This window comes from Thioclava kandeliae (genome assembly GCF_040297545.1).
Taxonomy (GTDB): Bacteria; Pseudomonadota; Alphaproteobacteria; order Rhodobacterales; family Rhodobacteraceae; genus Thioclava; species Thioclava kandeliae.
Map to the genome: position 1 here is coordinate 125,977 of NZ_JAYWLC010000009.1, position 12,429 is coordinate 138,405.

Annotated in this window: 8 protein-coding genes; 7 read left to right on the forward strand and 1 reads right to left on the reverse strand. The window is 60.8% G+C overall.

Annotation, left to right across the window (positions count from 1 at the left end; translation table 11 throughout):
• The first annotated feature begins 20 nt into the window (after window positions 1-20).
• Window positions 21-2,675 (forward strand): alanine--tRNA ligase, encoded by a 2,655-nt coding sequence (gene alaS, locus VSX56_RS12610; RefSeq protein WP_350937544.1) that lies wholly within the window; start codon window positions 21-23, stop codon window positions 2,673-2,675.
• A gap of 54 nt (window positions 2,676-2,729) precedes the next feature.
• Entirely contained in the window at window positions 2,730-3,020 is a 291-nt protein-coding gene (locus tag VSX56_RS12615) for a DUF1330 domain-containing protein (RefSeq protein ID WP_339112949.1), read from the forward strand.
• 25 nt (window positions 3,021-3,045) lie between these two features.
• On the opposite strand, the gene VSX56_RS12620 is transcribed toward VSX56_RS12615, so the two are convergent.
• Complete coding sequence (locus tag VSX56_RS12620; RefSeq protein ID WP_350937547.1) at window positions 3,046-3,984, reverse strand: hypothetical protein; 939 nt, start codon at window positions 3,982-3,984, stop codon at window positions 3,046-3,048.
• Between the two features lie 278 nt (window positions 3,985-4,262).
• On the opposite strand from VSX56_RS12620, the gene cysS reads away from it, so the two are divergent.
• From cysS to VSX56_RS12645, 5 genes are all read left to right on the forward strand, one after another.
• Window positions 4,263-5,648 carry a cysteine--tRNA ligase gene (cysS, locus tag VSX56_RS12625; protein ID WP_350937549.1) on the forward strand — a complete coding sequence of 462 codons (1,386 nt, stop codon included), beginning with the start codon at window positions 4,263-4,265 and terminating at the stop codon, window positions 5,646-5,648.
• 25 nt (window positions 5,649-5,673) lie between these two features.
• The gene (cimA, locus tag VSX56_RS12630; RefSeq protein ID WP_339112946.1) at window positions 5,674-7,290 is read left to right on the forward strand and encodes a citramalate synthase; all 1,617 of its coding nucleotides are present in this window, start codon (window positions 5,674-5,676) and stop codon (window positions 7,288-7,290) included.
• Window positions 7,287-8,045: a squalene/phytoene synthase family protein gene (locus VSX56_RS12635; protein ID WP_350937551.1), complete on the forward strand. Its 759-nt coding sequence runs from the start codon at window positions 7,287-7,289 to the stop codon at window positions 8,043-8,045. Before cimA ends, VSX56_RS12635 begins: the two co-directional genes overlap by 4 nt.
• Before the next feature lie 115 nt (window positions 8,046-8,160).
• A complete protein-coding gene (locus VSX56_RS12640; RefSeq protein ID WP_350937553.1) occupies window positions 8,161-11,286 on the forward strand; it encodes a methyl-accepting chemotaxis protein in 3,126 nt (1,041 codons plus the stop codon).
• Between the two features lie 82 nt (window positions 11,287-11,368).
• Window positions 11,369-12,415: a protein-glutamate methylesterase/protein-glutamine glutaminase gene (locus tag VSX56_RS12645; RefSeq protein WP_350937555.1), complete on the forward strand. Its 1,047-nt coding sequence runs from the start codon at window positions 11,369-11,371 to the stop codon at window positions 12,413-12,415.
• The last annotated feature ends 14 nt before the right edge of the window (window positions 12,416-12,429 follow it).

The window sequence follows — 12,429 nt, forward strand, 5'->3', positions numbered from 1 at the left end:
CCCCAAAAAGGGCGCATGATATGGTCTCTCTGAACGAAATCCGGTCCACCTACCTCAACTTCTTCGAGCGGAACGGGCACCGGATCGTGCCCAGCTCGCCGCTGGTGCCGCGCAACGACCCCACCCTGATGTTCACGAACTCCGGCATGGTGCAGTTCAAGAACTGCTTCACCGGTGTCGAGAAACGGGATTACACCCGCGCGACCACCGCGCAGAAATGCGTGCGCGCAGGCGGCAAGCATAACGATCTCGACAATGTGGGCTATACCGCGCGTCACCACACGTTCTTTGAAATGATGGGGAATTTTTCCTTCGGTGACTATTTCAAGGAAGGTGCGATCAATTACGCATGGGAGCTTCTGACGAAGGATTTCGATATCCCGAAGGACAAGCTTCTCGTCACGGTTTACCACACCGATGACGAGGCCGCCGAGATCTGGAAAAAGGTCACCGGTTTCGAGGATCACCGCATCATCCGCATCCCCACCAAGGATAACTTCTGGCAGATGGGGCCGACCGGCCCTTGCGGCCCCTGCACCGAGATCTTCTTCGACCACGGCGAGCATATTGCAGGTGGTCCTCCGGGCAGCCCCGACGAGGATGGCGACCGTTTCATCGAGATCTGGAACAACGTCTTCATGCAGAACGAGCAGTTCGAAGACGGTTCGATGGTCGAGTTGGACATGCAGTCGATCGATACCGGCATGGGGCTGGAACGGATCGGCGCGCTCCTGCAGGGCAAGCATGACAACTATGACACCGATCTGATGCGTCATCTGATCGAGGCCTCGGCCCATGCCACCTCGACCGATGCCGATGGTCCGGGCAATGTCCATCACCGCGTGATTGCCGATCACCTGCGCTCGACCTCGTTCCTGATCGCCGATGGCGTGATGCCCTCGAATGACGGACGCGGCTATGTGCTGCGCCGCATCCTGCGCCGTGCCGCACGCCATGCGCATATGCTGGGGGCCAAGGATCCGGTGATGTTCAAACTGGTGCCGGCGCTGGTGCGCGAGATGGGTGCAGCCTATCCCGAGCTGGGTCAGGCGCAGGCGCTGATCGAGGAGACGCTGAAGCTGGAAGAGACCCGCTTCAAGGTCACGCTCGACCGTGGTCTGAAGCTGCTCGATGACGAACTGGCGAACCTGCCCGAAGGGGCGGCCCTTCCGGGAGAGGCGGCGTTCAAGCTCTATGATACCTATGGCTTCCCGCTGGATCTGACGCAGGACGCGCTGCGCGAGAAGAAACTGACCGTCGATACCGACGGGTTCGATGCGGCGATGGCAGAGCAGAAGGCCAAGGCGCGTGCCGCATGGTCCGGCTCGGGTGAGGCGGCAGATGGCAAGATCTGGTTCGAGCTGGCCGATAAGCTGGGCGTGACCGAATTCTTGGGCTACGATTCAGAAGTGGCCGAAGGCCAGATCACCGCGCTTGTCGCGGAAGGGGCGGAGATTGCCGATAGCACCGGCACCTGCATGATCGTGGTCAACCAGACGCCGTTCTACGGCGAGTCCGGTGGTCAGGTCGGCGATACCGGCCTGATCGAGACCGAAACAGGCAAGGCGCGCATTACCGACACCAAGAAGGTGGCGGGCGTGTTCATCCACATCGCCGAGGTGACCGAGGGAAAGATTGCCCGCGGTCAGGGCGCACGTCTGGTTGTGGACCATGCGCGCCGCTCGGCGATCCGTGCGAACCACTCGGCCACGCACCTCTTGCACGAGGCGCTGCGCCGTGCGTTGGGCGATCATGTGGCCCAAAAGGGCTCGCTCAATGCCGAGGACCGTCTGCGGTTCGATTTCAGCCATGCCAAGGCGCTTTCGCCTGAGGAAATGGCCCGCGTCGAGGCCGAGGTGAACGAGTTCATCCGCCAGAACACTGCCGTTGATACTCGCATCATGACCCCCGATGACGCCCGCGGCCTTGGCGCCCAGGCGCTCTTTGGCGAGAAATATGGCGATGAGGTCCGCGTGGTCTCGATGGGCAAGCTGGCGGGCTCGGGCAAGGGCACGGCGGGTGATGTCTATTCGCTGGAGCTTTGCGGCGGCACCCATGTGACCCGCACCGGTGATATCGGGGCCTTCGTGGCGCTTGGCGATAGCGCCTCCTCCGCGGGCGTGCGCCGCTTCGAGGCGCTGACCGGTCAGGCCGCGATCGACTATCTCAAGGCGCAGGAAGCGCATCTGGTCGAGGCAGCTCATGTTCTCAAGGCGGCGCCTGCTGACCTGGCAGAGCGTGTGAAAGCGCTTTCGGACGAGCGCAAGGCTCTGGCCAATGAAGTGGCACAGCTGCGCCGGGAACTGGCTATGTCGGGTGGGTCCACCGGCGGTAACGAGGCCGAAGAGATCAACGGCATCAAGGTTGTGGCGCAGTTCCTGACTGGTGTCACCGGCAAGGATCTGCCGCCGCTGGTGGATGAATACAAGACCAAGCTCGGTTCGGGCGCGGTGCTTCTGGTGGCCGATGCCGGTGGCAAGGCAGCTGTGGCCGCAGGTGTGACCGAGGATCTGACCGCGCGTCTGTCGGCTGTGGATATGGTCCGTGCGGCGGCCGGTGCGCTGGGTGGCAAGGGCGGCGGTGGTCGTCCCGATATGGCGCAGGCAGGCGGTGCCGATCCGTCGAAATCGGATGAGGCCATTGCCGCGGTCAAAGCGCTGATCGAAAGCAAATAACCAAACGGGGCTGCGGGGAAATCCGCGGCCCTTTTTTCTGACAGGAGAGAACCGATGCCGGGTGCTTATTGGATTGCCCATGTGACCGTGACCGACCCCGAGGCCTATGGCAAATATGCCGAGCTGGCAGGCCCTGCAATTGCCGAGAGTGGCGGTAAGTTTCTGGCGCGTGGGGCGCGTTTCGTGCAACTCGAGGGCAAGGAGCGCCCGCGCAATGTAGTGGCCTGGTTCCCGAGCCTCGAGGCCGCCGTGGATTGCTATAACGGTCCGTCCTATCAGGCCGCGCTCACCCATGCCAAAGGCGCAGCCGAGCGCGAACTGCTCGTCGTCGAGGCGATGGACTGACCCTCAGATCTTGCGCGAGGCGCCTTCAGGGGCGCGTCGCGACGCGGGCCTCACTGTCGTCCGTGGTAGTGCGCAGGCTTTTGCGGAGTTTTCTGAGTTTCCAGTGATCGGTCTGCCGCAATGCCAGATCGGTCCCGCGCATCGCCAGCGTGTCATGCCCGCGCGCGTGGGCATTCGTCAGCATCAACGTCGTGTAATACACATATTGATGGCGCACGCGGAGCGCCCGGGCCAGCCATCTGTCGCTCAGATCGCCCGTCAGCGCGTGGAGCGACACCTCTTTGAGGAGACGGAGTTTCAGCAGAACGAACGGGAGCTTATGGCCGAAATGGCGTAGCTGGTGAAACCGGACCTGCGGGGCGGTAAGCCGTTCGGCATGGGCTTTATCCTGGGCGATGAACGGGTCGTAGAAGATCTCCGCCGAGGCGAGATCTCTCGTGCTATAGGCGGCATCACCATAAGGAAGGGACCAATCGCCTTTCAGGGCCGCAGCGGCGTACCGGTCCTCGAAAGGCACGCGGGAGGGATCGAGCGTCGATTGCGGCGCAAAGGCGACCACATGCGCCCCCGGCGCGAGCTGCGAGAAGGTCAGCGCCCCGAACCCGCCCATCGAGGCGCCGTAAAAGCTCACACGGTCGAAGCGTTTGAAAAAGCCTTCGTCGCGCAGGGTCTCGAGCGCCGCGATCAGTTCTGCATCGCGATACCAGTCATTGCGGTTGTTGATGACGCCGAGCACCGACCAGCCTTGTCCCTGAAGCAGGTGTTGTCCCCAAGGATGCTGCTCGCCGCCAGTCTGGCTTGTCGTAAGATTGCCGAAGCTGACCACCAGATGCCGCCCCGCGGCCCCGCCTTGCGGCAGATAGGCCAGCGCGTGATGTGCCAGCTCGTGACAGAATCCACCCGATTGACGGGCCTCCTCGGTCACGGCGCGAAAGGAACGGTCAGGGATCACGGTCTCGTTCATGCGTATTTCCTGTTTGTCGCGGGAAGGATAGTCCCGTAAGGCATCAAGGTAACGCGCCGTTTGTCCTGACGTTCCGATTGGCCCCCATGTGTTGAGTTTGCGCTTCACATCTGTCCGCACTCAGGCTAAGAGATGGCCCATGACCCAGACCGCAACCATCACGATCTGCTGCATTATCGGCTGACATTCGTCGGGCGGTCCGGTCATGCTTTCCCAAAGCTCACACCCCGAACCCGCCCGAGCGGTGGCCGTTCCATGCTGTGGGGGAGAGATTAGAGATGACCCAGATACGCTTGCGCAACACGATGTCCCGTCAGGTGCAGGATTTCGCGCCGATTGATCCGACAAATGTGCGGCTCTATCTGTGCGGGCCGACGGTCTATGACCGCGCGCATCTGGGCAATGCCCGCCCTGTGGTGGTGTTCGATGTGCTGCAGCGGCTGCTGCGCCATGTTTACGGGGCGCAACAGGTGACCTATGTCCGCAACTTCACGGATGTGGATGACAAGATCAACGCGACCGCTTTGAAACGCCGCGAAGAGGGGGCTGCAGGCACCCTCGAGGAACTGATCCGCGCCCGCACCGAGGAAACCATCGCGTGGTATCATGCGGATATGGATGCTTTGGGCGCTGCCCGTCCAGACCACGAGCCGTGCGCGACCGATTACATCAATGCGATGATCGCGATGATCGAGCGGCTGATCGAGGGCGGCCATGCCTATGCCGCCGAGGGTCACGCGCTGTTCCGTGTGCGCTCCTATAAAGAATACGGCAAGCTCTCGGGGCGTTCGGTCGACGATATGATCGCGGGCGCACGGGTCGAGGTGGCACCTTATAAAGAAGACCCGATGGATTTCGTTTTGTGGAAGCCTTCGGATGACGGTCTGCCCGGTTGGGACAGCCCATGGGGCCGTGGCCGTCCGGGTTGGCATATCGAATGTTCGGCAATGAGCTACGAGCTCTTTGGCGAGAGTTTCGATATCCATGGCGGTGGCATCGATCTGCAATTCCCGCATCACGAGAACGAGGTCGCGCAAAGCTGCTGCGCCCATCCGCATGGCGAGTTTGCCCGTTTCTGGCTGCATAATGAAATGCTGCAGGTGGAGGGCAAGAAGATGTCCAAATCCCTGGGTAATTTCTTCACCGTGCGCGATCTTCTCGATGAGGGCATTCCGGGCGAGGTGATCCGCTTTGTGTTCCTGCAGACGCATTATTCGAAGCCGATGGACTGGACGGCTGAGAAGGCGCGCCAAGCCGAGGCCACTTTGCGCAAGTGGCGGGCGGCCGTTGCGGGCATCGAACCCGCGCCGGCCGCAGCGCCCTCTGTCATCGACGCGCTTGCGGATGATTTGAACACGGCGGGCGCCATTGCGGCATTGCATGCGTTGAGCGATCCGGCGGAGCTGAAGGCATCGGCACAGATGCTGGGGCTGTTGCTGGACGATATGGGCGCGTGGGCCGAGGCACCGGTGGTGGATCTGTCGGCCTATGCCGAGCATCTCGCCGCCCTGCGCGCGAGCGCGATGGAGACCAAGGATTTTGCCCCCGTCGATGCGATGAAACAGGCGCTGGTTGCGGCGGGGGTCGAAGTGCGGATGTCGAAGGCGGGGGTGGAGCTTTTGCCAGCCGCGGGATTTGCACCGGAGAAGCTGCCTGCGCTCTGAGGTGCGGCAGAGAGGGAGAGAAACGGTGAAAGAGCGTCTTTATCTTTATGACACGACCCTGCGCGACGGGCAGCAGACCCAAGGGGTGCAATTTTCGGTGGCCGAAAAGGTCAAGATCGCGCAGGCGCTCGACCGGATCGGGGTGGATTACATCGAGGGCGGCTGGCCGGGGGCAAACCCGACCGATAGCGATTTTTTCGAGGCGCGTCCCGAGACCCGCGCGACCTTTACCGCATTTGGCATGACCAAGCGGGCGGGGCGGTCAGCGGCCAATGACGAGGTGTTGGCGGGGGTGATGAATGCCAAAACGCCTGCGGTCTGTCTGGTCGGCAAGACCCATGATTACCATGTGTCCACAGCGCTCGGGATCACGCTCGAAGAAAATCTCGAAAGCATTAGCGCCAGTGTTGCCCATATGGTGTCCGAGGGGCGTGAGGCGCTGTTTGATGCCGAGCATTTCTTTGACGGATTCAAGGCGAATCCCGGCTATGCGCTGTCCTGCGCGCGGGCGGCCTATGAGGCGGGTGCACGCTGGATCGTGCTATGTGATACCAACGGCGGGACACTGCCTGCCGAGATTTCCGCCATCGTGGCCGAGGTGATTTCGGCGGGTATTCCGGGAGAGCGTCTGGGCATCCATTGCCATGATGATACAGGCATGGCTGTGGCCTGTTCGCTGGCCGCGGTGGATGCGGGGGTGCGCCAGATCCAGGGCACGCTGAACGGGTTGGGCGAGCGCTGTGGCAATGCCAATCTCACCGCATTGATCCCGACGCTCCTTCTGAAAGAGCCCTATCGCTCGCGCTTTGACACGGGAGTGCCGGAGGCCGAGCTTGCGGGGATCACGCGGCTCTCGCGCAAACTCGATGATATTCTCAATCGTGTGCCTTTGCGCTCGGCCCCCTATGTCGGCGCTTCTGCCTTTACCCACAAGGCAGGGCTTCATGCCAGCGCGATCCTGAAGGATCCGGCGACCTACGAGCATATCCCGCCCGAGACGGTGGGCAATACGCGGCAGATCCCGATGTCCAATCAGGCCGGGCAGTCGAACCTGCGCGCGCGTCTGGCGGATATGGGGCTCGATATCACCAAGGGCGACGAGCGGCTGGGGCAGATTCTCGACGAGATCAAGCGCCGCGAGGATCACGGCTATGCCTATGACGGCGCTCAGGCGAGTTTCGAGCTGGTGGCGCGCCGCGCACTGGGGGAATTGCCGCGCTATTTCAAGGTCGAACGTTACCGCGTCGTGATCGAGCGCCGTCATAACGGGCGCGAGATGGCAAATTCCTCCGAGGCGGTCGTCGTGCTGGAAGTGGGCGGGGAGCGGATGCTCTCGGTCTCGGAAAGCTGGGATAACGAGGGCTATGATCAGGGGCCTGTCAACGCTTTATGGCAGGCGCTGGCCAAGGATCTGGGGCCCTATCAGTGCCATATCGAGGATATGAAACTGGTCGATTTCCGGGTGCGGATCACCGGCGGCGGGACGGCGGCCGTGACGCGCGTGGTCATCGATAGCGAGGATGGCAATGGCAACCGCTGGTCGACAGTGGGCGTGAATGCCAACCTCGTGGACGCTTCCTTCGAGGCGCTTCTGGAAGCGATTCAGTGGAAATTCCTGCGTGACGGGGTGCGCCCGCTATGAAGGGGGGGTTGACCGAGGCCGAGGCGCATTGTGCGAAACTTGTCGAGGAGGGGGATCCCGAACGGTTTCGCGCACTGATGGCGACGCCCGCGGCCGACCGGCGCAGGCTCTGGCCGCTCTATGCGGTCAATCTGGAGCTTGCGCGTGCGCCCTGGGCCTCTAAGGAGCCGATGATTGCCGAAATGCGCGTGCAATGGTGGGTCGATGTGCTGGAGGCGCTGCGCGATGATGGATCGCTGCCGCCATCGGAGATCGGTCCGGCACTGGCAGGGTTGCGCCCCGTTGCGGGGTATCTGGTCGCGCTGGCCGAGACGCGACGGCGTGATTGCTGGCCGGAGGAATTTGCCGATGGGGAGGCGCTCTGGGCCTATCTCGACGGAACGTCCGGGGCGCTTTATTGCGCGGCGGCGCAGCTCATTGGAGCCTCCGATGCGGAGGTGGCCATGCGGCCACACGCACAGGCGGCGGGGCTTGCGGCCTATCTACGCGCGGTGCCCGAGATCGTGCGGCGGGGACGTCACCCCTTGCCTGACGGACGGCCGGAGGCCGTGGCGGCGCTGGCGGCAGAGGGCCTGATGCGGCTTGATGCAGGGTCCTTGTCGCGTCTTGGACGGCGCGCATTGCTTCCGGCGTGGGAAAGTCGTGCAATTTTGAGCGATATTCTTCAGGATCCAGAAAGTGTTAGCCAAGATTTTCCAATAAAAAACAGGTTGAAGCGACAGTTTTCCTTCCTGTTTGCGGCGATGAGAGCCTAAGCCTATTCCAGCTTAAATGAATCTTCAGCAGTTCACAGCATGGTCGTGACCTAACGCGGGGGCAAAGCTCCGTATTGGGTTTGGGTACTGCTGGTGCCCGAGTGGAGGCTGCTGGATGAAAGTTGTTGATAATATGAAGATCGGGGTCAAGCTGCCCCTGTTCTTGTTTACTATTGCTCTTATCGCTTTGTCGGTTATGGCATTTACCGCCTATCGGGACTCGCGGGCGCTCTTGGAAGACGCCGCGATCGAACGTCTTAGTCATGTCGCCGATGTCCAGTCAGATCGGGTGCAGGAGTGGGAAGCCAATATCCGCTCCGAAGTCCGCAACACGATCGGTTCCGATATCGTCCGGGAAGCCCTGCGCGATTTCCAGAATTCGTGGACCCGGCTCGGGGATGGTGCAGCAGACCAGATCCATTCTGCCTATGTCACCGATAACGCTTATCGTGCCGAGGACCGCTGGAAGCTGAACGGCTCTAGTGACGGCTCTCTCTATACCAAACGGCACGAGAAATATCACCCCCTGCTCCTGCAGATGGCGCAGCGCGCAGGGTTCTCCGATATCTTCGTGGCCAGCGCCGAAGGCGACATTCTCTATTCTATCGAGAAAGCCGACGATTTCGCGACCAACATCATCGATGGACCTTTCGCGGGTAGCAATGTCGGGATGCTGCTCCAGCAAGCCCTGAAGGCGAGCACCGAGAACCCGCTTGTTTCCGATGCCAGCATGCATTCCGCCGACCACAGCGGCACGCTGTCCTATTTCATGGCGGCGCCGATTCTCGATCGTGCGGGAGAGGTCAAGGGGGCGCTGGCCTTCGAGATCCCGCTTTCAGGTCTGGATGCGATCCTGGCCGATAATCGCGGTCTGCAGGAGACGGGGCAGAGCTATCTCGTTACGGATGATTTGAAATACCAGAATAATCTGCGTCTGGCGGATGGACCGACGGTCATGAAAACCGCCCCCGACAACGCGGCGATCCAAGGTGCATTGGCCGGACAAAATGGGGTGTCGGAGATCAAATCGGTTCTGAGTGACCGTGATGTCACGGCCGCCTATGTCCCGATCAATCTTTTCAACCACAAAGCGGCTCTGGTCGTGGAGCAAGGGAATAGCGAACTTTTCGCACCCATCCTCAAGCTGGCAGAATCGATGAGCCTGCATGGTGGACTGGTCCTTCTGGCCTTGATCGGACTGGCATGGTGGATGGCGCGTGGACTGTCCAAGCCGCTGCTCGGGCTGAAGGCGACTATGGATAAGCTGGCGGCAAAAGACTTCGATATCACCGTCCCGTTTACCCGCCGCAAGGACGAGGTAGGCAAGATGGCGGTTGCGCTCGAGGACTTCCAGCTCGCACTTGCCACGGCCGAGGCTGCATCGCTTGATGTTACCCTAAAGGGAGCAGCGTTCAACGCAGGCTCGTCATCAATGATGATGGCTGACACCGATTTTAACATCAGCTATGTCAATCCTGCCATGACCGAGCTGATCGCGACAAGGCTTGATGATTTCCACGTTCTGGATCCGTCGATCACTGCGGATTCGATGGTGGGCCGTTCAATCGATACCTTCCATAAAAACCCGCAGCGGATCCGAGATTTCCTGTCCGATAGCGCGAACCTGCCTTATTCGGCCAATCTGAAAATCGGTCAGGCGCAATTCGCGCTGGGGATTTCCGAAGTCATTATGCCCGGCGAGGGACGGATCGGCTATGTGGTGGAATGGCGCGATGTCACCGAGATCGGTATCTCGCGTGCGGTCCTCAAAGCACTCGATTCAGCGCAGATGTTGGGCGAGGGTGGTCTGGATGGGCGTATTACCCATGTGAACCAGAACTATTGCGACGCCGTAGGTATCAGCGCCGACGAGTTTATCGGCCAGCCCTTCGTTGACGTCACCGATACAGTAGATAGCGAGCTGACCATGGCAGATGTGGCACAGCGTGTTGTGGGCGACGGTGTCTCCGTCACCGGCACCTGGCGGATCTATACCAAGGACGGTCGAGAGGCCATCTCGGAAGGGATCATTTCGCCGGTCCATGACGAGATGGGGGAAGTGGTCAAGATCATCTTCATCGGTAGCGACGTTACGGCCGCGCGCAAAGCACTCGCGGCGTCTGCCGAGGCCAGCCGCCAGATGACATTGCGCCAGACCAAAGTTGTCGAAGCGCTGCGCGTTGGGCTGAAATCACTTTCGGACGGCAATCTGACTTCGCAAATTTCCGAGCGCCTCGGGGACGAGTACGAAGAGCTGCGCGGAGATTTCAACACAGCCGTCGATCGTCTTGCCGACGCGATGCGGATCGTTATCGACAATGCCGTAGCTATCGATAATGAGGCGCGCGAGATTTCGAATGCGGCAGAAGATCTAAGCCGTCGGACCGAACAGCAGGCAGCGACCCTCGAAGAGACGGCAGCAGCACTTGATCAGCTGACCTCTTCGGTTGCCAGCGCCTCCGACGGTATCAACGAAGCTGATCTGATTGTCATGCAGGCCCGCAAGGATGCGGAAAGCTCAGGTCAGGTCGTGCAGCAGGCGGTCGAGGCGATGGGCGAAATCTCGGAAAGCTCCCAGAAAATCTCGAAAATCATCAGTGTCATTGATGACATTGCCTTCCAGACGAACCTCCTCGCTCTGAATGCTGGCGTTGAAGCTGCACGGGCCGGGGAAGCGGGGCGCGGCTTTGCGGTGGTCGCCTCGGAAGTGCGCGCTCTGGCCCAGAGATCCTCAGAGGCGGCCCGCGAAATCGATGGTCTGATCACCGCCTCGTCCGATCAGGTCAATCGTGGTGTGGGCCTCGTCGGTCAGGCCGGGAATGCGCTGGAGACGATCCTTCGCTCCGTAAGCGACATCGCCGAGCGCGTCGGAAGAATTGCGACTTCGGCCAAAGAGCAGGCCTCCGGTCTTTCGGAGATCAATACATCGGTGAACCAACTCGATCAGGTGACACAGCATAACGCGGCAATGTTCGAAGAAACGACGGCGGCAAGCCAGTCTCTGAGCCAGAGCGCGAATGCCCTCAACGAGACGACCCGTCGGTTTTCTCTCGGCGATAGAAAGGCTGTTCCGACGGCGATGCCGGAAACCAAGCCTGTGGTCAAACCGAGCATACCGGTCAAAAGTGCAGCCAAACCGAAAGCGCCGGCTCTCAAGGCACCTCCCGTACCAAAAGTCGAAGGTAATCTGGCGAGAAAGGTCGAGCCTCCGCCAGTGAATGACGACTGGGAAGACTTTTAAGACCTGTCCGAGGGGCATGATCCCCTCGGCATGACTAGCAAGAAACTTAGCACGTCGATTTTGACGGCAGGAAAGGCAAGAAATGAGTGCCAAACGTGTTTTGATCGTCGATGACTCTCCTACTATCCGGCAGTTGATCCGCGCCCAGTTGCAGGGGGATCCGCGCTTGGTGGTTGTGGGTGAGGCTTCTGACCCATATGATGCACGAGAAAAAATAAAGGCTTTGGCGCCCGATGTTCTAACGCTTGACGTCGAAATGCCGCGTATGAATGGGCTGGAATTTCTAGAAAAGATTATGCGCCTTAGGCCGATGCCGGTCATTATGGTCTCGACCTTGACACAACGCGGGTCGACAAAAGCCATGGAAGCGCTTTCGCTCGGTGCGGTGGACTGTATTGGGAAGCCCAAATACGGAAACCCGATCGAGGCGTTCGGCATTTTACCGGATCTGCTCGTCGCCGCCGCCGATGCCCGCCTTCGTTCCGGACCACGAAAGAAGGTCGAGCCGGCAAGCGGTTTTACCTGGAACGGCAAGATTATTTTGATCGGATCATCGACAGGCGGGGTGGATGCATTGGAGACGGTGCTGTCCGGCTTTCCGGTAAACTGTCCGCCGACATTGATCACCCAGCATATGCCGGAAAGCTTCCTCGCGAGTTTTGCGCGACGTCTCCAAGGCTGTATCGCACCCAACATGGCGCTGGCTAGAGACGGGGTGCCGCTTGCACAGGGCAATGTCTATCTGGCGCCGGGGGGCGCGCACCACCTTGCGCTAAGACCGGGAGAGCCGGCCAGATGCCGGCTCGATACAGGAGAAAAACGTAACGGACACCGACCCTCTGTCGAGGTGCTCTTCGACTCGGCCTTGCCGATGGCCTCCAAAGTTGTCTCCGTTATGCTGACCGGTATGGGGCGTGATGGCGCCGATGCGATGTTGCGGTTACGGCAGGCTGGAGCGCGGTGCTTTGCGCAGGATTCGGCCACCAGCGTCGTCTACGGGATGCCGCGGGCTGCGGTCGAGAATGGCGCCGCCGAGAAGGCCGTGCCACTCGGCCGGATCGCGTCGACGGTTCTTGCGCAATGCGGCCGTCAGGCAGCCAGTGTCGCACGCGGAGGGCGGTTTGCATGAACACGCTTGGTATT

Excerpts from the sequence above, each read along its gene's own strand:
- VSX56_RS12640 (WP_350937553.1), top strand. The coding sequence starts at position 8,161 with ATGAAAGTTGTTGATAATATGAAGATCGGGGTCAAGCTGCCCCTGTTC.
- VSX56_RS12620 (WP_350937547.1), bottom strand. The coding sequence starts at position 3,984 with ATGAACGAGACCGTGATCCCTGACCGTTCCTTTCGCGCCGTGACCGAG.
- VSX56_RS12635 (WP_350937551.1), top strand. The coding sequence starts at position 7,287 with ATGAAGGGGGGGTTGACCGAGGCCGAGGCGCATTGTGCGAAACTTGTC.
- cysS (WP_350937549.1), top strand. The coding sequence starts at position 4,263 with ATGACCCAGATACGCTTGCGCAACACGATGTCCCGTCAGGTGCAGGAT.
- VSX56_RS12615 (WP_339112949.1), top strand. The coding sequence starts at position 2,730 with ATGCCGGGTGCTTATTGGATTGCCCATGTGACCGTGACCGACCCCGAG.
- alaS (WP_350937544.1), top strand. The coding sequence starts at position 21 with ATGGTCTCTCTGAACGAAATCCGGTCCACCTACCTCAACTTCTTCGAG.
- VSX56_RS12645 (WP_350937555.1), top strand. The coding sequence starts at position 11,369 with ATGAGTGCCAAACGTGTTTTGATCGTCGATGACTCTCCTACTATCCGG.